Source organism: Bacillus sp. J41TS8 (assembly GCF_018333035.1).
Taxonomy (GTDB): domain Bacteria; phylum Bacillota; class Bacilli; order Bacillales; family Bacillaceae; genus Bacillus; species Bacillus paralicheniformis.
Genome location: NZ_BORF01000010.1, coordinates 12587 through 36379, shown reverse-complemented (window position 1 = coordinate 36379; position 23793 = coordinate 12587). Strand labels below are relative to the sequence as shown.

Here is a 23793-nt window from a genome sequence, read left to right as displayed (position 1 = left end):
TTTGGATCTGTTTACCAGCCGTATGTTGAATCATATTGATAATTGATCTTCAGCTGCGGCGATCTCCATGTTGAACTGCTCCAAGCGAGCGAATAGTATCTCACATTCCATGTCGTTTTGACCGGAAGCGCAAGTTCAGGCTTTAGATCCGGAAACAGTGTGCCGCCGGAAACCGATGTGTGCCAAACGCCTTCTTCCTTGTTCAGAACTTCCCTGTAGGTGTGTCCGAGGCTCGGAGAAATGGTTCCCTCGGCGGAAACGCTTTTCACAGTCGCTCCTTCGGGAATGGCCGAGACATTGGCAAGATTGACGGCGGCAACCGGAGAAACGACTCCCTGTCCCGGGCTTGAGATGGATGATGGAGACAAATTCGCCGTATAAGCACCGCTCTTCATTCTGTCGATAAATTCAAGTCTGTAAAATCCCCAACCGTCATATGAACCGTCTTTAGACGTGACGACCGCAATGTACCGGCCTGTCTCCGGAACATCCAAGCGGATAATTTCATTTTGGTTTCCCGTTCTTTCAGAAGATCCTACTGCAGGATAGCCGTAAGAATCTTTAAATAAGTAAAGATCATAGTCTGTATTTGCCGGGATGTTCTTTAGGTGAATGGCAAGCTGTTCTCCCTTTGTCGCGTAAAATTTGTAATAATCTTTATCGCTTTCGCTGTGAATCGTCGCCGAAATCGTCTTGTATTTCCACAATCCTAAATCATAAGCCTCAGCGAAAGAATTGTTGGGTTCATACTCATCTTCGTAAACATTTGCCGAAGCCGAAAATGCTGGAATCGCCATCAAAAACACACTGAACACGAAAAGAAACAAACTTTTTTTCATTTGTCCTTGCCTCCCGTTTATTCATCACCATAAAGGAACTCCCTTCCTTATATCGGTAATTGAATTGGAAGTTTAATGAATATTTTATAAAATAATAGAATTTTTCCAAGTTTACTCATCCGACGGCTCTGCCACACTGCCCACAAAAAGGTTCATTCCGGATGTTTCATCAACAATCGCGAAATAAAACGGGTGGTCTGCAGTCATCGTCACTTCAGGGACGGGAGCTGATTCGATGATCTCAACCGCCGTTGCCGCGGATGCTTCGGTACCCGCTTCATCTACTTTGATAAATGTTTTATGTCTGACTTTATCAATTTGAGCGGCGCCTTCTCCGGCAAACATATTTGAAAAATCCGCGCTGCTAAACACGGTTTTCATTCCAAGCCGTTTAAGCGGTTCATTTAACATGTAGTCTGTTTGAAATGAGAAGCGCGGCAGCTTGAGCTCCACCTGTTTCATCGTCCAGCCCTTATGCAAGGCGCGCCATTGATCATACGTCATGCCAGCTAGAAGCTGTTCAAGATTTGCCGCTTTTTTCGGCAGAAAAACAGCCAATGACAGACCTTCGTCTTGAAAAGGAAGCTTGACGGCTTGAAAATGTTTGTTTTCCAGATAAGGAAAGCGGTTTGTCTGCGTCATCATGGGGTGTTTTTTTGCGGAGCCGTCCGCAGAATAAAATGGCTGTTCCGCTGTCATGTGAGGATCAAATGGATGCTTCCAGCTTTCTCTAAAATAGACGGCATTAATGATGTAGGCAATCGTATTCGACGAGACCTTGTCAACGATCTGATCAATGCGGTCTTTCGTTTTCTTTTTGACCCAGCCGTTGATTTCTTCTGCTGCCCGATTTGGATCATCATGAAGCTGATAGGCGTCGCCAAGGCCTTTGATCGCGTCTTGAAAGCTTTCTTTCAGCTCCCTTTTGGACCATATCGAATTGGCCGATGAAAATTCGCCGTGAGGCAGCGTTTCTAGCGAACGATTCACAGATTGTGACATCCTGTTGATCGATGTCATATCCGTCTGGTTGAGGTTTAAAGTGCCGAGCAGTTCCTTTCTGCTGTCTCCCGCGGCACCGTTTGCCGTCATCACAAGTGCCTGGTGAATACTGTAAGGCGAGAGGAAGATGTTTTTCCGGCTTCCTTCCTCTTTTATCATGTCTTGAAACAATGCGAGCGCAAACCGCTGTTCAGCTTCAGATAACGAGGCGTCCGTTTTTTGCGCGGATCTGACGGGCGGGGGATCGGCCTCCTTGTGCACTCCGCATCCGGCCAACAATAAAAGACCGGTCCATATCACCATCGCACTCCATTTCGATTTCAATTGTCAACACCTCCTACTGTTGTAGTGGGTTTAGCATTGGAAAACGTTACAAAAAACGGCAGCAAAAAAAGCTTATCCAATGCTGGATAAGCTTTCTGTTACTGCGCTCACTGTCCTTTAACAGCCAGTTCGCGCAAATCTTTTTTGACGATTTTGCCGAGCCTGTTTTTCGGAAGGCTGTCGGTAAAAACGATTTCAGGAATTTTATAGTCGGACAGGCGCTCTTTGCAATACGCGATAATGTCCTCCTTCTTAAGGCCGGAGCTTTCGTTTTTCACCACATACGCCCTCGGAACTTCCCCGTACATTTCATCCGGGACGCCGATGACGGCCGATTCGACGACTCCGGGCACTTGATCGATGATCTCCTCCACCTGGTCAGGATAAATGTTGTCGCCTCCGTAGACAATGACGTCTTTATACCGGCCGGTAATATATAAAAATCCGTCTTCATCAAGTTTGCCGGAGTCCCCCATATAAAACCAGCCGTCTTTCAGCACCTTTTGCGTGGCGGAAGGATTTTGGTAATACCCTTCAAAAACATACGGGCTTTTGACGACGACTTCTCCGACTTCGCCCCTTGGCAGCTCTTCATGTGTATCAGGGTCTTCGATTTTTATGCTGACTTGCGGAATCGGCTTGCCGGCTGAATTGACTTTATCCCAGCCCATGTCAGGCCGCCATACGCTGACCGTCCATGCTTCTGTGCTGCCATACCCCTGCACCATCAGGATTCCTATGTCATTGTACTCCTTAATCAGCCGCGCCGGCACCTTGGTGCCGCCGGAGACAAGCATTTTCACAGACGACAGGTCGAATGGATGTCTTTTCATTTCCTCCAGCATGTAAGTGTAGACGGAAGGAAACGCCATCATCATATGAATGTGTTTCTTCTCGATCTCCTGCAGGATTTCAAACGGTTCGGGGTCCCATAAGAAATGAAGCCCAATTCCTTCAAAAGCCGCCTGAAAAACATGGTTGAGCGAGCTCATATGATAAAGCGGATGGCTCGCTAAAAAGCGCATGCCTTTCAGCTGTTTCGATTTCACGTTCACCTCTGTCAAGTATGCGGCCAGACTGCCGTGGTTGACCATACAGCCTTTCGGATTTCCGGTCGTGCCCGAGGTGAACAGCATTAAAGCCAAATCATGCTCGGTCACCTGGTCGGCCTCCACCTCCAGCGGCCTGTTTTTAAATAGGCTCTCAAACTGTTCAGTCGTGTTCATTCCCGCACCCGCTTCAATCATCAGGCAGAACTGAAGCTGTTCGCGGAGCGGCGTTAGTATATCGGCAAATTCCAAGTCATAAAACATCACCTTCGGCCGGCAGTTGTTCAAGATTCCTTTTAATTCATACGATGTCAGCTGCCAGCTTAACGGCACGACTGTCGCCCCGATTTTAAGAGACGCCAGCAAAATGACGGGAAAATGATGATTATTTTTACATAAAACCGCGATGTGGTCTCCTTTTTGAACACCCTCCTCCAGCAGATAATGAGCCAGCTGGTTCACCCGTTGATGATACGCTTTGAACGTAAACGTTCGATCTCCTCCGGACAATGCTTCCAACCCATCTGACGTTTCCATATGATGATTGATTAATTGCTGAAGTGTACTCAAAATTTTCATCTCCAAATTTTCATTGTTTCTCACAAAACCTGGTGAGATTATGTGACGCACAAATTCATTCTAAAACAAAATATATCCATTGTAAAACTATTTCATAATAGAATTATTATCTTTATGAATTGATAACAAAAGAAATTAAATGACTCATGTTAAAATTCATAAAATCGTTTTTTGCGGAGCATTCGCTTATGATAAAATAGACCTATGTTTGTTTGACCAGCATAAAATTGCTGATCTACTACACGATGTCGGAAATGAGGAAACCTTCATGAATCACCATCGGATTGAAGCGAATCTATTGGATCATGCTTTCACGAAATATTTGCGGTCTTCAAAGAAATTGGACGAAGAAACGATTCCGAAAAATATCACGAGCGGCAAAGGGTTTATTTTGCGTATCATTTACAGACACGGAACATGTACGATAAAGGAGATTTTACAGGAGGTCGCCCTGTCTCCATCAGCAACGACAACAGCTCTGAACCATTTGGAGAAAGAGGGCTTTGTGATCAGATCGAGAAATAACGATGACCGGCGCACCGTCTGGATCGAACTGTCGCAAGAAGGCACGAGGATCGCCGCACAAATGGTGGAAAACCGCCAGGCCTTGATCGACAAGCTCTTCGGCAAATTGTCAGAGGAAGAAAAAAAGGTTTTTTTTGCTATGATTGAAAAAATTATGATGTGAAACGGGCCGTCGATCGAAATCGACAGCCCTTTTTTTATTGTCTGACCCCAAGCGCGTCCAGCGCCATCTTCAAGTGCTCTTCTTGTTTTGTCTGCAGGGCGAACATGCCGATTTCGATGCCGTAGGCGGCCTGCAATTCTGTAATATGCTCTTTCATCCGCGGCCAGACCCGGCCCCCTTCTTTTTCATAATAAGAGATGAGCCGGGCGGTTTCGGCTTCTCCTAAAATCGTCTCGTATAATAGAAAATCTTTTGCCGGGTCGGCGATTTTCGCTTCCGTCCAATCCAACAGCCCAGTTATGCTCTGATGCTGGTCAATTAAAATATGCGGGGGATGCAAGTCGCCGTGGATAAACGCAGTATGTTCAGGCCAATACGAGTCGTCGGACAGCCAATTTTGCCATCTTTCCCAGAGCTCGCCGCTAACCCCGAGCTCTCTTTTGATCTGTTCCATCTGCTCTGCTTTTGACCGCCTGACGCCATCCGGATTCATCACATGCATGCCCGCTTCTTCTGCGGCTTTATGATCAATGCTGTGCAATAGCGCGAGCGTTTTCGCCAATGACTTGACAAAGGTTTCAGCCGGAGGCTCATGATCCATGTTCCATACGTAATTCTTCACCTCCATGTCAATGACCGCGGCAGGAACCCCCGGAAGCTCCGGATATGCAATCAGTTCGGGAGTATGAATGCGCCAATCCGGCACAGCGGCGGGAAGATGGTTTTGCAGCAGCTTCAGCACTTTCCCTTCATACACTGCTCTTTCAATCACATCGTCGCGCCGCGGTTTTCTCAAGACCCATCTCTTGCCTGCTTCATCTTCGGCAAAGACGACTTGAAAATCCATGCCGGACTCGTTGATTTCCGCATGCTTTCGTTTCAGCCGAAGGCCGTGTTTTTCCGCAAGTTTTAATATTTGTTCAATTTGTTCATTTACAATTGTCATATACGATTTTCCCCTTTACTGAAGGTTTTTAATAAAAAAAAAGCACAGGTCGTCTGCCTGCGCTGGAAAGTAAACGGAAAAAGATATGACAAATAAACTGAAGGCAAGCTTCAGATAAGCTATTTTTAAAGGCAAAAAAAGAGGCGCTGGAATCCGCGCCTCTCCCTCTGTTATTGCATAAAGGGTCCCCTAAAAACAGGCAGACTGATCCCGATTACCCTGCACACAGGCAGAGACTTTGTTCACGATTTAGTTAGCGAGGACAAAGTTCAATCGGAATCTGATGTATGCCATTTGGGAAATCCCTCCGTTCTTTAAAGTTATCCTTATTTTAACAGGTGGCAGGGTGACCCGCAACGCAAAATTCAATTATTAAGAAAATCAACCTGATAGAGGAAACCCATATGTTCCTGCCTAACTAATAATTAACACCCGTTCGGCGCTTTAATTCTCTTAGCCAAGCCGTATCCCCGGTTCCATAGCTTTTCTTTTGCCCTGTATCCCGCAAAGATCCGTTGCTGTAGTCAATAGATAAGATAAAATCCGGAACAGAATCATATCCGGCTTCTGCAAGTCTGTTCAGCTCTGCTCCATAATGAGCGATTGCGAAATGAGCCGTTTTCTTTTGGACAGAGTCCTTCTCCAGCTCTTCTTTATACACATCTAACAAATCACGGCCGTCAGGTGTTACATATCGGCCATCAACCACTTCCAAGTCCTTCAGGTGATAGCCTGTCACCTCATATATCTCGCGAACCGTGTGATACTTTTGCTGCGCTTCTTTGGAATATTGGGCTGAATCGCTGCTCAAGCTTTTCATGATATGCAGAAATAACTGTTTGCTGTTTTCTCCTGATTGCAATATATGTTCAAGTTGATGGATGAGCTGCTCATCATCTGTTCCGCTCACTTTTACTTGATAATCAATCGGGGAAATTGTAAAGGTGAGCGCCGTATCCGCAGGAATGGCAATATGATATTGATCCAGCAGCGCTTGAAGCTGTTTGTTGACTTGGCTGCGCTGATATATTTTCTCATTCTCCGCCTCTACTTCCCCATTAAAATTCACATTTCGAAACGCGGCATCCTGCATATTATAGTTTTGCGCTTTTCCTTTGAACAGCCACTCAGTTTCATTGTCATATGCAGCTTGTCTTTCTGCTGCCGACAGGTCATTTCTGAAATAAGGGGAATTGGAATTTTTGTATTTATCCTTAATATAGCCTAAAGGATCAGGTTTCGTTTTGTTCATTGCATTGATTTTGCTGTATTTTTCATCTAAGATTTTTTTCCTGATATCACTTTCTGACTCATAGGGGTTTTGGGCATTGATCTTCGTTTCTTCCACAGTTTGATCATTTGCTGCTTCGTATGCCCGCCTGAAAGCTTCGGCATGATTCACAATACTGTCCTTTGAGTAGTTCAGCTTACTCAAACTTTCCTTCGATGGTCTTCCCGCTTGACTGCTGGCCTTCTTCGCAAAGGCAGTGATATCGGAAGAGACATTTTTTACAGTTGTATCAGCCGCATTCCTTTTCAACATATTCTGAATCATCAGCTGTGTACGGATGTATTGACTATTGAGACGCATTGGGTACCTCTCCTCAATTCTTTCTATAATCCCTATATCGGCTTGATTATGTTTATATTAACCTTATTAAACAGTAATTTACATAGCACCCTCATCAATTTGGATGAAAAATCAAAAGGCATCCGAAAAAACGGATGCCATTCCTTATTTCTAATCTTCCCTGTCACTTTTATTCCGTATCCGCTCAATCACCTCATGCAGTCCCTCAGGTTTATAAAATTCCACCGGAGAACTGCCCTTTTCAAAGGAAATCGTCTCGGCTTCTATCAGCGCGACATAGCGCCCGTTTACCTTGGCAAGGTGGATCGAATCTCCGAATTCAGCCAGCAGTCCTTTAATCTCGGTTGCTCCCAGCTTCATTTTCAGCTCTGCCTCAGGCATATGCTCAACGATCTGGGCGGAGGCTTCGATGACTTGATGGGTGTCGAGGCGTTCCTGAATCTCCCGCTTTTCGCTCGCTTCCCAGATTTCGAGATCATGTTCAAACTGCTGGAGTTCTTCGCTTTTGTCTTCAAATGCTTCGTACACATGCTCCTGCACCATGTTCATCACTTGGGACTTCATGATTTCCGGCATCGACTCGCCGTACTCGACGAATTTTAAGAAGTCTTCAAAGTAGCGGGCGTGCGAGGCCTGGTGGATTTTCACTTCGCTTTCCTCTGTCATGCCCTCTTCAGGCATGTGCGGATACTGGATCGATTTCATGTTTTTCGTCGTGATCGCCATTTCGACCTTGCGGATCAGCGATGATTCATCGGCGATCGAAGCGACCTTCGGTTCAAAGTCGCACTTCATGACAAAGACAAATGTATCATCGAAGTATTTGCGCGGTACGGCTGTCGCCACCAAAAAAACGCCTCCCCTGACGGCGCTTGTGTCGAGGTATGTGCGGACGAACTGTTCGCTCAGCTCATTGAATTCTTCCTTTGTCTCCGCCAGTTTTGTTTTGTGAAACAGATTGTAGTTCGGATTAGAATCAAGCTCATGCCCCGGTTCTGTGATGAAGCGGCCGATTTTCGTCGGCACCTGCTCTGATTTCGGATGGCGTTCGGCTTTCCGCTTCACGATTTTTTTCAATTCCCCGTCTAAGAAATCCTTCAGTTCGCTGGTTTCAAATTCCTCTGTATCCAGCGTCTGAAAATGTTTATATTGCTTGTTGGCCTGCTCATCCTTGCCGTCGACCTGAATGACGTAAAAAGAAATATAGCGAATTTCAAATTCCATGACATGTTCACCCGTTTTCCTTGTTGTTTCAGTTCTTCAAGTATAGGTAAATGCCTGGAATCCGTCAATTTGCACCTTCACTATATAATTGATCCATTATAATACATCTTCCCGGTCAATTTTTCGGATCGACCAAAACGCAATAACAATCCCGATTACAGCCAATGAAACAGGAATATAAATAATAGATGCAATTGAGAATCCAGGACTTTGCTGACCGATCAGCGCAATCAAAATGCAGGATGTCACAATAGTGGCAGGAACGGATTGTTTGCGCATCCCAAAGTATAATGGAATAAAACTCAACCCTGTCGAAGAAGCAGCGTAAATGAGCATACTGCCAATCTCATTTCCAATGGCTTGCAGCGTCAGTTTTTCCGGGCTGAATTGATAGATATCATTGAGCTGCGAGAAAATAAACGCAAGAATCAGTTCGGACACGATCATTGTCAAGAAGGTCAATCCGCCGGTGAGCAGCAGTTTTGCGGCGATCAGTTTTTTTCGGCTGACCGGATATGTAAACATGACCGTGATGGTTCTGTTTTTATACTCTCCGATGATCAGTTTGGCAATTAGCACGCCTGCAAAGACAATAAACACAGACCTTACAAAAGTTCCGAGAAGCAGCAGCGTGGATCCCGCGTCAGCCATCGCCATTTGGTCTTGAGTAAGATTTTTTTCCTCCGATCCGATCAGGCACAAAAAACCGAGTATACATAGATTTGCAATCACTGCACCTTTGTAATACCACCCTAGTTTCGTTTTTTTAAACTCCAATTTAATTAAATTCAGCATTGAACTTCAACTCCGTTAAAATACATCTATTTTTTCGATCCGCCTTACTGCCAAAAAGGAAAAAATCAGACCGACAGCGGCCAGAGATAAAGGAATATAAACAATTGAAGAAATGGAAAAGTCCGGGCTTGTGGAACTGATCAACATGCTGATCACGACAGACGAAATGATCGTTGCCGCAGCGGAGTGCTTCCGCATTCCGAAAAAGATGGGCACTAAACTCGTTCCTGCGGCGCCAAAAGCAAAAACGATCATTTTCAGAGCCTGCTGAGAAACCATAGAAGCTGTTAATTCGCCGGGGATGACCCCATAGATTGAATTCAGCAGAAAAAAAGCAGCGGCAACGCATGCATTTGATATCAATATCGTAATGAAAGTCAGCCCGGCTGCGATCAGCAGTTTAGCAGCCAGCAGTTTTTTTCGGTTGATCGGGTACGTAAACATCACAAGTATTGTCTTGTTTTTAAACTCTGAAATGATTAATTTTGAAATCAGCACGGCTCCGAAAATGATAAAAACCGCTCTGACGAAAGTGCCGATCACAAGAAATGTTTCATCAATCGTTTGGAACGTATCCTTGCCTTCTGTGAAGGTCACCATCCACAGAAAACCGAGGATGATGAAATTGGCAAAGACGGCTCCGCGTACATACCAGCCAAGCTTCATCTTTTTCATTTCGATTTTCAATAAATTCAGCAAGCATCTCCGCCTCCTTGTGCGCTGGCCGCATTGCCGTTGATTAAACTGAGGAAGTAGTCCTCAAGCGAAGTATGCTTTTTATTCATGGACTCAATTTCTATATCATTCAAAATCAGAGCTTTAGAAATGGCTGTTTGAGAAGCTTCGGCATCATAAATTCGGATCGTTTTATCATTTAGTATTTTAAAATTAGCAATCTGAAGCTCATGTTCAAGCACAAAGCAAGCCCGCAATTGATTCGGCGTCACGAGTTCAATGTACTCTGTGTTCCGGCCTCTTACGCTTTCCATCGATACTTCTTCAACAAGCCTGCCGTCCCGAATCACTCCGATTGTATCTGCAATCTGCTCTACTTCGTTCAGGATATGGCTTGAGATGAGCAATGTCATTCCATATTCTTTGCTCAATACTTGAAATAAGTTTCTGATTTCTTTAATCCCGATGGGATCAAGGCCATTAATCGGTTCATCTAAGATGAGCAAGTCGGGTTTGGTAAGAATGGCACGCGCGATTCCAAGACGCTGCTTCATACCAAGCGAGAATGTTTTGACAGGTTTGCTGTCGATATTTTTTAAATTCACCATGTCCAGCACTTCCTGAATCTTGGCTTTATTGTGATATCCCATATACTCACAGTGCAGATTTAAATTTTCATTGGCTGTCAGATTTTCATAAAAAATCGGGTATTCGATCATGCTGCCTATTTTGCCGAGAATCTCGTATGATTGATTTGTCAGCTTATGCCCGAGAATATTGATTTCCCCGCTTGTCGGTTTTACGAGGCTCGTCAGCATCTTCATGACGGTCGTTTTCCCGGCTCCGTTCGGGCCGAGAAAACCGTATATTTCTCCCTTTCGTATATGCATGCTTACATTTGACACAACTTCTTGACCTTTGAATGTCTTGGTAAGCCCGCTTGTTTGTACGATGTAAGTCAACTCTGTTTCCCCTTTCCTGTCTTTGCTATGTGTCTATTGTAGCGATGGACGCTGTCTTTTTTATTTCTTGTTTCTTAAGAAATTCTTACGTTTGCTAATAGGTCATTCGTTTTAGCGTGATGGAAAACGCTGTCCGTTCATACGGCTTGCTTTGGAGAGAGATGCCCCCTCCCATTTTCTCAATGAGCCTTTTTGTAATTGTTAAGCCGAGCCCGCTTCCCTGGAACGCTTTATTTCTCGATTCCTCAAGGGTGTACAGCCTTTCGAACACCCGCTGCTGATCATACTCGCCAATCCCTTTCCCACGGTCCCAAACCGTAATAACAATCTGCGTGTCATCATATGTAAGGGACAATCCGATCAGCTTTCCATCTGCACCATATTGAATCGCATTTGATAAAAGGTTTTGCAGAACCCGGTCAAGCGCTTCTTCATTTCCATGTGCATAAACCGGGGTATCCGGGATGTCGATGACAGCTTTAAAACCTTTTGCCTGAACGGCATCATAGTGTTGGAGAATGTTTTTTCTGCATATTTCGTTGATATGTATTTTCGTGAGCAGTATTTGCTTATCTTCTGATTCGAGTTTGGCCAAGTCGAAGAAAGAATTCATCAGCTGAATGATTTCTCCTGTTTTTTGATAAAGTTTTTCCAGCAGCCTTTCACGCTCTTCTTCCGCCATATCCGAGTCATTTTGAATCGCCTCGATATATCCGAGCACAACAGTCAGCGGGGTTTTCAGATCATGGGACATATTGGTCAGCATTCGTTTCATTGACTGCTCCGTTTTTGCAAAGCGGGCTGTTATGCGTTGACGCTCCTCAACAAACAGGTTCATTTGCACGAGCAGATCCCGCAGTACTTTATCATCCGTTCCTAATAAAATTTGATCAGCCGCCTGCTCATTTAGCATCATACTGAGCTTTTCCGTGATGTACTTCAAGTTTTGGTCCCGCTGTTTTTTCATTTTATATTGGACGATATTGAGAGACGCCAAAATCATCAGCATGCCAATCCATAACATTGTCATGCTAAAACTCTCCTAATTTATAACCGATGCCCCAAAGTGTTTTAATATATTGCGGAGAGGAAGGATCATCCTCTATCTTTTCCCTCAAGCGCCTCATATGGACGTTAATAATATTTTGATCGCCAAAATAATCCTCATTCCAAACCGAACGATAGATTTGTTCTTTTGTGAATACTTTTTTAGGGTTTGTCACAAACAAGGTCAGCATTTTCCATTCCGTTGATGTCAGCTGAAGCGGTTCACCATTTTTTTGTACGGATACATTTTCTATATCAATCGTAAGCTCGTGAATACGTAGTTTTTGATTTGCCGGCTCACTGGCGGAATACTGCGTTGCGCGCCGAATGGCGGCTTTTATTCTTGCAGTCAGTTCGATCATCGAAAACGGCTTGGCAATATAATCATCCGCACCAAAACCCAGCCCCAGCGCTTTATCGACATCCCCGTCTTTTGCAGAAATCATTAAAACCGGGACCTTGCTCTGTTCACGGATCAATTTCAGAAAATCCATCCCGTTCAGTTTAGGAAGCATGATGTCGAGCAGAATCACATCATAATTGCCCTGCTGAAACAAGCGAACGCCCTCTTCTCCGTCAAAAGCAAGCACGACCTCAAACCCTTCTTTTGTTAAATAATGATCGACCATTTCACTGATCGAATGATCATCTTCAATAAGCAATATGCGCTGCATCTTGTTCACCTATCCTTTTCAACATAAAAACACACGTGCAATTACACTCATTGTAATTGAAAAACGTGTGTTTTTTACAAAAATTATTTATATTTCTAGTTGAATCCTCTTGTAGCTTCCGGATCTATTGACGGATACCAATCTACTTTCCCACTAACACGGATCAAGTCACAGGCGCGGGGTTGTACAAACACAAGTCATTGGAACAAAAAAATGACCTCTGATGTCAGGGGTCATCTTTTATTGATCAAGGGGCTTATTCTTTTTATAGTAAAGTGTTACGTTTTGCTTCCGCAAAGTTTCAATCATGTCATGATAACTGTTTGCAAACTGCTCGTTGTCTGATTTCATCCGGGTGATGACGGTTTTGCGGTTTTCACTTTTGTGATCTAATTCTTCTTTAATTTTCGTGATCATCATACCTTTTTGCCCTTCGATTTCGCTTTTTAGCACTTTATCAAATTCTTTCAGTTCTTTTAAAACGCTTTTCAGCGGCGCGTTCAGCCGGGCCGCTTTATCCTTTGCTGAAATACTGCTTAAAAACATATATGTCGCTGAAACTGTTTCAGTTTCCTCCAATAACGGTTTTACCATCTTAATCCCCCTCCCCTATGCCTTAAAATCAAACAGCGCCGAAATTTGCTCATCTTCATCGAACAATTTTTCAATGCTGGCGCGAATGCTTTTTACAAATTTCTTTTTGCTGGAGGTTTGTTTTTTTAATTCGCTGACGACGCCGTCGCACTGAGGAAGCGGGGCCGTGTGGTACGAGTCGTGGACGACGATTTTATTCAGCTTTCCGTTTGATCCGGCGAAGCCTGAGGCGAGCTTGAACTGAATGTCGAATTGGTAGCGGGAAGGATTGGCTTCCATGTCATGAATGGCTTTTGTCAACTCAGATTTTTTAATTGCGAAATGATCGTGGATTTCATGGTGGAAAACACGTTGGTAGCGTTCAATTTCAGCCTCAATCTTTGAAATGGCAGCCATCCCCGCCTGGTAAATCCTGATGGCAGATGACAGATTGACCTTTATCTCTTTTCCGTCCTTGCCTTTCTTAGAAAAATAGATGTCTCCTCCTTTGTAGCTGATGCCTTTCTTTTTGGATAGGGCGTTTAGAAGCGGGGTGATGCTGTGGCCTTCGCCAATAAGATTGAGAAGGTCTTTTGTGTCTTGATCCAGTTTGCCTAAGGCTTCTTCCAATGCTTTATAAGTTGAATAAAATTCGATTAAATTTTTCATTAGTGATTGAGAGAGTTGTCTATTATTTAGAGTAAATATGACAGTCTTCCAGTCGACAAGAAATTTGATCTTTTCATATAAAACGTCAAGCCTTCCTGTCAGTCGCTCTACTTCGGCAACGTCTTTTTGAATGGTCTTTTTTTTCGCTTCATCAATATAACCGTTTGCTTCAAGCTGATTGAGAACAGGGCCGCTGTAGGCCTTGACTTTCGCAAAAAATGCTTTAAACTCTGGCAGCTTTTTATCAAGTGCACCCACCATATTCAAGAGGCGGGCCGGATGTTTCAAGCAATATGCTATTTGCTGAGCTGTACCCTCTTCATTCATTATTCCGTTTAAAAAATCCATATCTACGCCGATTGCTTCCATAGCAAAACCCTGAATGCCGCCCTTTCGATAATCAGCAGCATATTTTTGAAAGTACCCTTTCAGTTTGCTCACATCTTCATCAGGAATATGATCAATGACACTTCGGAATCCTTTTATATCCGGGTGTGTGTTCGTCATCTTCACATCGCCGAACGTAATAAAATCAGCCTTCCCGCTGACACCGTAGAGCGGATCGTTACTGGAAATGCGCTGGGTGATGTTGGCTGTGACGCCTTTGTCGTTGTAGTATTTGATGATGGCTTTTTTGAGTCTGTCTTTTGGGATTGTTGATAAATCGTTTACTTGATACTTCTTTCTTAGTTCCCTTGCCATTTTCTTATCAATCAACAATAAGTGATCTACACTTATTTGGGCCCCATTTACACCATAAACCTCATCAAATTCACCATTAACTAACTGCACTAAAACTTGGTTATTGTTTGCGAGAGAATGGCCCATAGCATAAGTTTTTAACTCTTTAGAGTTACCGACCTTTCTCTTGGAGGCCCTTGAAAATTCCCTTGTAGCCTTATATTGTCTGTTATCCATTCCCAAAAACAATCCAAAGAAATTATATTTCCAATCTTCATTATCGGCGCTGCCCTCGGAAATAATGTGGAGCTGATCGATATGTTTTGTCTTATCCTTTATATGAATAGCTGTTCCATCATAGCCTGATTGACTGATTGTTTTATCCTTACTATGTTCTAGAATTTCTTTTGACGTAAAAATCTCTATATTTTCTTTAAGTTCATGATTTGTTTCCTCTTTATAAATTCTGCGAACATCTGCCTCGAAATTATCTTTAGCTTTTTTCACTTCATTTGGATTATTTGAAGCAAACCTATTTTTATAGCTGTATTCCAGGTTTATTATACGAAGTTTCACATTTTCATTTTCAAATATATTTTTAGTTGCCATCCTATTTCTCCTTACCAGTTAAAAATACGATGGATTTGACTAACTTCTTAGCTTTCTTTTCAGCAGAATCAACATCAAGTGAACAAGGTTTAGAACTTTTTAGACAAGTAAAGTCAAATGTAAATTGTATGCCAACATAATTCTGTTTATTTATATAACCAATATAGGAATGAGTCTCATTATTTTTTTGATTTGTATCGTCGTGAACAGTTTTCATATACGCAAAATAAATATCCTTATCTTTTTCCTGGAACTTTTCAAATTGTCCTTTATATCCATTTTCCTCCCTCACTTGTTCTAACATTTCATTTGGATTATTGATGAAAGATTGATTTAGGTAATATTCTACAGAAGCATTAAGAGAAACATTCGTTTTTTCATCGTAGCTATAAAAAGAGATTATCTCTTCATCTTTTCCGAGAGAGGATAAATTGTCATCATATTTCCCATCCTCCGGAAACAACATCGTAAACCCTTTCAGTTTAGACTCAAGCAAATAATAGCCCGGCTCGACTTCCTTTGTTGATGCCATGTATTCTCTTGTTTTCTCATCCTGGAACGCCGGAACCTGCGGGAGGTCTTTCGGGTCCATATCTTTCGGCTTGACCGCTTCTTCTTGATTGCCGTTCTTGCCGTTTTGGCTGTCGTTCATACTGCATCCTCCTGTAAAGATTAGTATTATAGAAAAACACAATATCATCATCTTTTTCATTTTATTAAACCTCCAAGGGCTTTTAAGTTAAGCTGCAAGCACTTCATTTTAATGCGAATGACATGCTTGAAAATGATACTTTTTTATGTTACAACATGGAATAAATTAGATAAATAGGAAATAAGAATCACCACCCTGCAAATCGTATGCCGGCCCTCTGAAAAAACAGGCAGTATGGTTGATGCGCCAAGATTCCGAAAGGTACTGCGGTTTAGTTTACCAAAGAGGAAATATGAAAAAAGAACCACTTTATACTTCTTGTTAAAAACGAGTTCACAATTAAAAAAGCACCTTATCAAGGTGCTTTTCGATCAAGTCACAGGCGCGGGGTTGAACAAACACAAGTCATTGGAGAGCCCCCAATGTTCCGCCCATGTTTTCCTTCCGCTTGCGACGTTAAGGATCGTCCTGAAAATTTCCCAGCCGACTTCTTCTATTGAAGCTTCACCTGTTGCGATCCGTCCAGCGTTAACGTCGATTAAATCGCGCCAATCTTCTGATAATGACTGCCGGGTTGCCACTTTCATAACCGGAGCCATTTCAAGGCCGTACGGCGTTCCTCTTCCGGTTGTAAATACTTGCAAATGCATGCCCGAAGCCAGTTGCAGGGTGCCGCATACAAAATCGCTTGCAGGTGTCGCTGCAAAAGTGAGTCCCTTCTGTACAGCCATTTCACCTGGCGCGAGTACGGCATTGATCGGGCTGCTTCCCGATTTCGCGATCGAGCCGAGCGATTTCTCAACCACGTTTGCCAGCCCGCCCCTTTTGTTCCCTGGCGACGGATTGGCGCTTCGGTCTGATTCGCCTCTTTCCAGATAGCGGTCATACCAAGCCATTTCCCGAATCAGGGCGCGGCCGACTTCTTCATTGACAGCGCGCGGTGTTAAGAGATGAACGGCATCGCGGACTTCGGTGACTTCCGAAAATAAAACCGTGGCCCCTGCCCGGACGAGTAAGTCGGCCGCATATCCCGCCGCGGGGTTTGCGGTCACTCCTGAGAAAGCGTCGCTGCCACCGCACTGAAGGCCAATCACCAGGTCTGAAGCGGGACATGTTGTCCGCTTCCGTTCATTCAGCCTTTTTAAGCGCTCTTCGGCCATTTCCATAATCGATTGTATCATTTGCTCAAACCCTCGCCGTTCCTGCAATGAAAGAATGTTTTCAGCGTCTCCTTCCGGCTCTATCCTCGTCGGAAGGAGCTTCTCGCAGCCGAGTCCGATCACCATCGCTTCCCCGCCGAAATTAGGGTGTCTGGCGATATTTTGAATCGTTCGGATCGGGATTTTGGCTTCCGGCGCATTAATCGCCACACCGCAGCCGTACTGATGATTTAATGCAGCGACACCGTCAACGTTCGGATATTTTGGAAGCAGTTCCTCTTTAATTCGTTTAACTGCGTAATCGAGAACGCCTGCGACGCATTGCACGCTTGTCATAATGCCAAGCACGTTTCTCGTGCCGACGCTCCCGTCTTCATTCCGGTATCCTTCAAATGTGTACCCTTCAAGAGGGGGAGCGGGTTTTGGAACTTTGTTGGCGATGGGCAGTTCATCGAGCGGCGGAGCTTCCGGAAGCATGATATGCGACTCGGAAATCCCCCCGCCTTTTTCGATTGGTTTGACGGCATAGCCGATAACCTCACCGTAGCGAATAACGGCTCCGCCCTGTGTAATGTTCGTTAAAGCCACTTTATGACCTTGAGGTATCCGCTCCTGCAGTTTAAGCCCGCAAGGAAACACCGTCCCTTTCGGCAGTCCGCCGGCATTGACGATGATTGCGGTATTGTCTTTTTCGTTCACCTTAATGTACAGCGGGGTTTCAGTTTGATTGACAAGCATAAGTATTGATCAACTCCCCTTTTCGATCAGCGCCTTTCCACAGCCCTTCTCCCGCTGCGGCACATGTTAGAAAGCGCTGTCAAACAACTTAATGATTGTTTTTTTCATCACGAAGACCATTCAGTATTTTGTCACGTACAAATTTTAAGTGCTCATACATATGGTGATAGGCTTGATATGGGTCCCTTTGTTGAAGGGCTTTCAAAATATTCGTATGATATTCGACAGTCCGGTCCCTTTCCCTGTATGGAATCTGGCTGTCGATTTTGGCGTGTGTGATCAAGAGTGATTGAATCATGCCCTCAAGCACCGGGTTGTTCGCGCTCAAAGCGATAATCCGGTGAAATTCTTTATCTGCTTCTCCATAATGATTATCCGTGCTGTTTGCAATGATATCGATCGTTTCCTGCAGCCTTTCGAGCTGACTGTCATTGATCTTTTCTGCGGCGATCGTGACAAGCCCGAGTTCCAGCGCCATCCTCGCTTCAATAATGGCCGGCAAATTATCAACCGCCAAAGCCAGCATGACAGAAAACGGCTGGATGCCGATTTTATCATTAAAATACGTGCCGTCCCGGGTTTTTCTTTTAATAATTCCGAGCGTTTCGAGTGATATTAAAGCTTCGCGGAGAACGGGTCTGCTCACATTCAGCTTTTCCATGAGCTCGATCTCCGTCGGCAGTTTGTCCCCCGGTTTCAATTGGCCGCTTGATAATAAATGGACGATTCGTTCTACAACCTGTTTCGCCAATGTCTTGCGATTGACTGATTCGACCTGCAATGTTTCCATATCTTCTTCCACGACTGTGGGCCCCCTTTCAGTTGTTCATATTGTAAGACAAAATATCGCGTATGACAATGTCGGCTAGGGGCCTCTCAAACCGCTGTTTCCGCAATTAACGAACAAGACAAGGACGTTTAGGGTCGAAACGCCAATTTTCAATCAAAAACTGCATGGCAACGGCATCATTTCGCTCGCCTGCTTTCATTTTCTCATACCGTTCATTTGCTTTTTCCACCTGTTCCATGTCGATTTCAATGCCGAGCCCCGGCTGATCAGGAACTTGGACATACCCGTCAGCAATTGAAAAAGGCTGTTTTGTCAGACGCTGTCCATCCTGCCAAATCCAATGCGTATCAATCGCCGTGATGTCGCCGGGAGCTGCTGCGGCAACGTGGGTGAACATGGCCAATGAGACGTCAAAATGGTTATTGGAGTGAGAACCCCACGTCAGCCCCCATTCATGGCACATTTGGGCAACGCGGACAGATCCCTGCATCGTCCAGAAATGCGGATCTGCCAGCGGTATATCAACAGCGTGCAGTTGTATCGCGTGTCCCATTTGCCGCCAGTCTGTCGCAATCATATTCGTCGCTGTCGGAATGCTTGTCGCACGGCGGAATTCGGCCATGATTTCCCGACCCGAGTATCCGGCTTCCGCTCCGCAAGGGTCTTCCGCGTAGGCGAGCACATCCCGTTTTCCCTTACAAAGCGCAATCGCTTCTTCCAATGACCACGCGCCATTCGGGTCAAGGGTGATTCTCGCCTCGGGAAACCGTTTTGCCAAAGCGGATGCCGCCTCGATTTCTTCTTCTCCCGAAAGGACGCCGCCTTTTAATTTAAAATCATGAAAACCGTATCGTTCTTGAGCTGCTTCAGCAAGACGGACGATCGCCCCGGGTGTCAACGCTTCTTCGCGGCGGAGGCGGAACCAATCGTCACTTGCCTCTTGCTCACTAATATAGGGAAGCGTTGTGCGCTTTCGGTCGCCGATGTAAAACAAATAGCCGAGCATCTTCACTTTTTCCCGCTGCTGGCCTTCCCCCAAGAGCGACGCTACAGGGACGCCGAGAAATTTCCCGAGCAAATCGAGCAAAGCCGCTTCCAATGCGGTCACTGCGTGTATTGTCGTCCGCTGGTCAAAGGTCTGCACCCCGCGTCCTCCGGCATCCCGGTCTTTAAAACGACGCCTGACAGACTGCAAAATCGATTGAACAGCGCCGAGCGGCTGACCGATGACAAGCGGCTTCGCCTGCTCCAGCGTCTGGCGGATCCGTTCGCCGCCCGGAACTTCGCCGACACCGAGAGCGCCTGATGAATCTTTTAAAATCACGATATTCCGTGTGAAAAAGGGGCCGTGAGCTCCGCTTAAATTCAAAAGCATGCTGTCGCGCCCTGCCACGGGTATGACCTGCATATCAGCAATTGACGGTGTTTGCGATGCTTTCTCCTCTTTTACATGCTGGTGGATGTTTGTATTCATATCGATTTAGCCTCCCTCTTGTTAAAGCGCTTACATTTCATGTGGATAAAGTGGTGTCCGCAGGGTCTTCCTCTTTCTGCAGTTCGATGCGCTTGATCGGCCCGACGAGAAACAGATAACTTAATACCGCGGCAATCGCGTTGGCACCGACAAACACAAGCGCTCCGTTAAATGAGCCTGTCGCATTCACGATATATCCGATGATAATCGGTGTCGTGATGGACGCAATATTTCCGAAGGTGTTGAAGATGCCGCCGCTCAAGCCGGCACACTCCTTTGGCGAGGTATCTGACACAACCGCCCAGCCCAGCGCGCCAAATCCTTTTCCGAAAAAGGCAAGCGACATGATGGAAACGACCAGCCAAGATGAATCTGCATAGTTGCATACGATCATTGAGCAGGACATCAGCATGCCGAGGATGATCGGTGTTTTTCTGGCAACCGTTATCGAGCAGCCCTTTTTCAAAAGGAAGTCTGACACGAACCCGCCCAGCAATCCTCCTAAAAATCCGCAGATTGCAGGAAGCGATGCGACAAAACCCGCTTCAAGGATCGACATGCCGCGTGCCTGAACGAGATAGACCGGAAACCAGGTCAGAAAGAAATAGGTCAACGTTGTGATGCAGTATTGGGCGATATACACCCCGAGCAGCATCCTGCTTCTTAAAAGCTGCTTAATGTAAGGCCATTGGGACTCCTTTTCCTTCTTTTCCGCGTTCTTTCCCTCATCCATCGAGACAAGCGCGCCGCCTTCTTCGATGTACGCCAGTTCGGCGGCATTGATTCTCGGGTGTTTTTTGGGTTCGTAAATCGTTTTCAGCCAAATAAACGACATCGCAATCCCCAGAGCACCCATAATGACAAAAACCGTATGCCAGCTGAATGAGTGGGCGAGCCACCCCATCAGCGGTGAAAAAATGACAAGTGCAAAGTACTGCGCCGAGTTGAAGATCGCCGATGCTGTTCCGCGTTCAGAGCTTGGAAACCAGGAAGCCACCACCCGGCCGTTGCCCGGGAAGGACGGCGCTTCTGACAGACCGACGAGAAACCGGAGCGCAAATAAAAGGATAACGGCCGTTCCCGCGGCGAAAAAGCCAAGCGTTCCCTGCAAAAGGGTAAACAATGACCAAAAGAAGATGCTGGCGGCGATGATGATTTTCGACCCAAAGCGGTCGAGCAGCCAGCCTCCGGGAATTTGGCCGACAACATACGCCCAGCCAAATGCGGAAAAGACATACCCCATCGCCACCGAACTCAGCCCAAGCTCATGCTGCACAGAATCGCCGACAATCGAGAGTGTCGCACGGTCGGCATAATTAATGGATGTGACGAGAAACAGCATAGACACGACAAACCAGCGGACAGAACTTCTTTTCCCCGCGGTATGGGGGGAGGCTGCACGATTTTTTTTCATAGCATCTTCTCCTTTATTCATTTGTACCGAAACGATTGATTTACGGTTTGAAAAATACGGTTTTCACAGCTGTAAAAAATTCTTTTGCTGCCTCCCCCTGTTCCCGTGAATGTGAGCTCGATTGTTTAACGCCGCCGAATGGCGCCTGCAGTTCGACACCGGCGCTTTCGGCGTTGACGCGAATGAGCCCCGCTTCAATTTCATCTATGAATGACAGCATCCAGCCGATGTTTTGCGTAAAAATGGAGGCGCTCAGGCCAAATTTGACGTCATTGGCCGTCTCCAAAGCTTCCTCAAGTGTATCCGCCTTGATTAATGCGATGACCGGGCCGAAAATTTCTTCTTGGGCAATCGTCATGCCGGAAGTGACATTGTCAAAAATGGCTGGCCTGATATAATAGCCGTTTTCGTATTTTCCATCTGCCAGCCTATCGCCGCCGAAAATGAGGTCCGCTCCTTCTTGCTTTCCTTTTTCAATATAGGACAGGCAGTTGTCAAGCTGCTGTTTGTTCGCAATCGGTCCCATCCAGACATCTTCTTTTAAGCTGTCGCCGATTGTAATTTCTTTTGTTTGTTGAAGCAGCTTTTCTTTAAACCGGTTATAAACACCGTTTAAGACGATGACGCGGCTTGTCGCCGTACACTTTTGACCCGTCGACCGAAACGCTCCGCTGATGACCGCTTCAACCGCACTATCAAGGTCGGCGTCATCTGCTATGATCACCGGGTTTTTGCCGCCCATCTCAAGCTGATACTTCGCCCCTCTTTCAAACGCCGTCCGGCCGATAATTTTTCCGGTTTGGTTCGACCCTGTAAATGTAATTCCGTTCACATCCGGGTGTTCGGCAAGCCTTTGGCCGGCCGATGATCCTGGCCCTGTCACCGCATTGACCACGCCTGACGGAATCCCTGCTTCTTCAAAGCACGAGATAATTTTAAGGCAGGTGACTGCGGTTTCTGTAGCCGGCTTGATGACGACCGTGTTTCCATAGATGAGGGCAGGCGCCATTTTCCAAATTGGGATGGCAATGGGAAAATTCCAAGGCGAGATGACGCCGACGACACCGAGCGGCACCCTGTCGGTGTACATGAAAGCGGATGTGTCGGTGGAGGGAATCACATCGCCCGTTTTCCGCATTCCCTCTCCGGCATAGTATCTGAGAATCGCGATTCCCCGCGCTGTTTCTCCTTTTGCTTCAGGCAGTGTTTTCCCCATTTCACGCGTCGCACACTCGGCAATTTCATTGAGGCGCTGTTCCATGATATCAGCGGCCTTGTAAAGAAATTGACCGCGCTCCGCTCCCGACAGCTTTCTCCAAGCCTTTTTGGCCTGCTTGGCCGCTTCAACCGCCCGGTCTACATCCGCAATCGAAGATTTTTGCACAAGCCCGACGATATCCCGTGTATCTGCCGGGTTCAAGCTCTGTTCCATCCCGCCCGATTCAGCCTTCACCCAGCGGCCGTTGATAAAGTTAAAATACGTTTTATTTTCAGCTGCAACAGACATCTTCAAATTCCTCCTTTTGTTTATAGGGCAGCGGTCGTTTTCGGATAACGCCCCATCGCGTTTTTCAGAATGTTTTCGAGCTGCCGGCAATGTTCTTTTTCCACCGGAACGATCGGCGGTCTCGCCGTGTTTTTCACATGAAGGCCCATGATTTCCATACCGGCTTTGATCAAAGACACGGCATAGCCCTTCCGAAGTTTGCGGATCTCGTTAATCGGCATGATGACATGCTCATAAATCTCTTTGACAAGCTGGTCGTTGCCGTTTAATAATGCCTCATAAAACATCCTTGAAATATGAGGAATATAATTGGATATCGCCGAAGAATAAGACGTGAAGCCAATCGGAGCATAGGCCGGCATCGTGACTTCAGCCATCGGCATTCCGTTGAGCCAGCCCAGCCTGTCTCCTATCGTATACGACAAACTGATATTCAACGCCATATCCCCTATGCCGTCTTTGAGCCCGACAAGCTGCTCGAGATCGGTCAGCCGCTGAATCTGTTCAAGTGTCAAAACCGCATTGTCTCGCTGATAAATGATGGCGTTTAAATCCGTGCTTTCAATGATTGTTTTCGTATACTGATAGAGGCCTTCCTGCTCTCCGTGTATCAAGTATGGCGGGAGAATCAGATAGCCGTCAGCCCCTTTTTCCTCGGAAATCCGCGCCCATTCCAAAGCGGTGCTCAAGTTGCCGCCCACTCCTGTGTAAACAGGCACCTTCCCGCCCGCCGCCGAGACGGCAATTTCGACCATTTGCTCATATTCCTTTGCGCTGAGAGACTGAAATTCTCCTGAGCCGCAAGCGATAAAAACCGCCTCAAGCCCTTCATCCAATAAAAAGCGGATGTTTTCGTAAAGTGCTTCTTCCTCCAGTTTTCCTTCCTTGTTGAAGGGTGCCACCGGGAAACCTAATATGCCTTCCGGCGCCTTCCGTAATTGACTCATCTCCGTCATCCCCCTGTCGTTCATTTCCTGAGAAAGCGTTATCATTCAGTTGAAATGCGATGTTTCTGTTTTAGAAAACCCCTCCATTCATCTTTTTGTTTAATTGTAAGACAAATAAACAAATTGTCAATATCATTATTTTCTGATTTTTTTATATCAAGCAAAAAAAAAGAGACTGAAGACA

The 23793-nt window shown here is 45.7% G+C and carries 21 protein-coding genes; 1 reads left to right on the top strand and 20 read right to left on the bottom strand.

The window, feature by feature from the left end:
* Positions 1-11: 11 nt before the first annotated feature.
* From KI350_RS14185 to KI350_RS14175, 3 genes are all read right to left on the bottom strand, one after another.
* Positions 12-839, bottom strand: coding sequence for a PPC domain-containing protein (locus tag KI350_RS14185; protein WP_023857769.1), 828 nt, complete (start codon positions 837-839; stop codon positions 12-14).
* A 111-nt stretch (positions 840-950) separates the two neighbouring features.
* The gene (locus KI350_RS14180) at positions 951-2165 is read right to left on the bottom strand and encodes a serpin family protein (RefSeq protein ID WP_023857768.1); all 1215 of its coding nucleotides are present in this window, start codon (positions 2163-2165) and stop codon (positions 951-953) included.
* A gap of 107 nt (positions 2166-2272) precedes the next feature.
* Positions 2273-3784 carry a class I adenylate-forming enzyme family protein gene (locus KI350_RS14175; RefSeq protein ID WP_025810820.1) on the bottom strand — a complete coding sequence of 504 codons (1512 nt, stop codon included), beginning with the start codon at positions 3782-3784 and terminating at the stop codon, positions 2273-2275.
* 277 nt (positions 3785-4061) lie between these two features.
* On the opposite strand from KI350_RS14175, the gene KI350_RS14170 reads away from it, so the two are divergent.
* On the top strand, positions 4062-4481 hold the full coding sequence (locus KI350_RS14170; protein ID WP_025810821.1) for a MarR family winged helix-turn-helix transcriptional regulator: 420 nt from the start codon (positions 4062-4064) through the stop codon (positions 4479-4481).
* A gap of 34 nt (positions 4482-4515) precedes the next feature.
* Here the strand turns inward: KI350_RS14170 and KI350_RS14165 are convergent, their stop codons facing one another.
* The 17 genes from KI350_RS14165 to kdgD all read right to left on the bottom strand — a co-directional run bounded on the left by KI350_RS14165 (position 4516) and on the right by kdgD (position 23609).
* Positions 4516-5427, bottom strand: coding sequence for a macrolide 2'-phosphotransferase (locus KI350_RS14165; protein WP_025810822.1), 912 nt, complete (start codon positions 5425-5427; stop codon positions 4516-4518).
* Positions 5428-5845: 418 nt separating this feature from the next.
* Entirely contained in the window at positions 5846-7018 is a 1173-nt protein-coding gene (locus tag KI350_RS14160) for a DUF4885 domain-containing protein (RefSeq protein WP_025810823.1), read from the bottom strand.
* A gap of 150 nt (positions 7019-7168) precedes the next feature.
* On the bottom strand, positions 7169-8242 hold the full coding sequence (locus KI350_RS14155) for a DUF3900 domain-containing protein (protein WP_020450009.1): 1074 nt from the start codon (positions 8240-8242) through the stop codon (positions 7169-7171).
* A gap of 96 nt (positions 8243-8338) precedes the next feature.
* The gene (locus KI350_RS14150; RefSeq protein ID WP_023857763.1) at positions 8339-9037 is read right to left on the bottom strand and encodes an ABC transporter permease; all 699 of its coding nucleotides are present in this window, start codon (positions 9035-9037) and stop codon (positions 8339-8341) included.
* Positions 9038-9052: 15 nt separating this feature from the next.
* A complete protein-coding gene (locus KI350_RS14145) occupies positions 9053-9736 on the bottom strand; it encodes an ABC transporter permease (protein ID WP_025810824.1) in 684 nt (227 codons plus the stop codon).
* Positions 9730-10674 (bottom strand): ABC transporter ATP-binding protein, encoded by a 945-nt coding sequence (locus KI350_RS14140; RefSeq protein ID WP_025810825.1) that lies wholly within the window; start codon positions 10672-10674, stop codon positions 9730-9732. The genes KI350_RS14145 and KI350_RS14140 overlap by 7 nt, the downstream gene beginning before the upstream one ends.
* 94 nt (positions 10675-10768) lie before the next feature.
* Positions 10769-11704: a HAMP domain-containing histidine kinase gene (locus KI350_RS14135; RefSeq protein ID WP_023857761.1), complete on the bottom strand. Its 936-nt coding sequence runs from the start codon at positions 11702-11704 to the stop codon at positions 10769-10771.
* Position 11705: 1 nt separating this feature from the next.
* Complete coding sequence (locus KI350_RS14130) at positions 11706-12383, bottom strand: response regulator transcription factor (protein WP_126430477.1); 678 nt, start codon at positions 12381-12383, stop codon at positions 11706-11708.
* 252 nt (positions 12384-12635) lie between these two features.
* Positions 12636-12989: a hypothetical protein gene (locus KI350_RS14125; RefSeq protein ID WP_020450003.1), complete on the bottom strand. Its 354-nt coding sequence runs from the start codon at positions 12987-12989 to the stop codon at positions 12636-12638.
* A 15-nt stretch (positions 12990-13004) separates the two neighbouring features.
* Positions 13005-14927, bottom strand: coding sequence for a DUF6792 domain-containing protein (locus KI350_RS14120; RefSeq protein WP_020450002.1), 1923 nt, complete (start codon positions 14925-14927; stop codon positions 13005-13007).
* Between the two features lies 1 nt (position 14928).
* Positions 14929-15639 (bottom strand): hypothetical protein, encoded by a 711-nt coding sequence (locus KI350_RS14115; RefSeq protein ID WP_020450001.1) that lies wholly within the window; start codon positions 15637-15639, stop codon positions 14929-14931.
* Between the two features lie 311 nt (positions 15640-15950).
* The gene (gene garD, locus KI350_RS14110; RefSeq protein WP_020450000.1) at positions 15951-17477 is read right to left on the bottom strand and encodes a galactarate dehydratase; all 1527 of its coding nucleotides are present in this window, start codon (positions 17475-17477) and stop codon (positions 15951-15953) included.
* An 88-nt stretch (positions 17478-17565) separates the two neighbouring features.
* Positions 17566-18267 carry a FadR/GntR family transcriptional regulator gene (locus KI350_RS14105; protein ID WP_154495802.1) on the bottom strand — a complete coding sequence of 234 codons (702 nt, stop codon included), beginning with the start codon at positions 18265-18267 and terminating at the stop codon, positions 17566-17568.
* 106 nt (positions 18268-18373) lie between these two features.
* A complete protein-coding gene (gene gudD / locus KI350_RS14100; protein WP_020449999.1) occupies positions 18374-19741 on the bottom strand; it encodes a glucarate dehydratase in 1368 nt (455 codons plus the stop codon).
* A gap of 37 nt (positions 19742-19778) precedes the next feature.
* On the bottom strand, positions 19779-21155 hold the full coding sequence (locus tag KI350_RS14095) for an MFS transporter (RefSeq protein ID WP_020449998.1): 1377 nt from the start codon (positions 21153-21155) through the stop codon (positions 19779-19781).
* Between the two features lie 40 nt (positions 21156-21195).
* Positions 21196-22662, bottom strand: a complete 1467-nt coding sequence (gene gucD, locus KI350_RS14090) for an alpha-ketoglutaric semialdehyde dehydrogenase GucD (RefSeq protein ID WP_020449997.1) — start codon at positions 22660-22662, stop codon at positions 21196-21198.
* Between the two features lie 20 nt (positions 22663-22682).
* Positions 22683-23609 (bottom strand): 5-dehydro-4-deoxyglucarate dehydratase, encoded by a 927-nt coding sequence (kdgD, locus tag KI350_RS14085; protein ID WP_020449996.1) that lies wholly within the window; start codon positions 23607-23609, stop codon positions 22683-22685.
* Positions 23610-23793 lie beyond the last annotated feature (184 nt).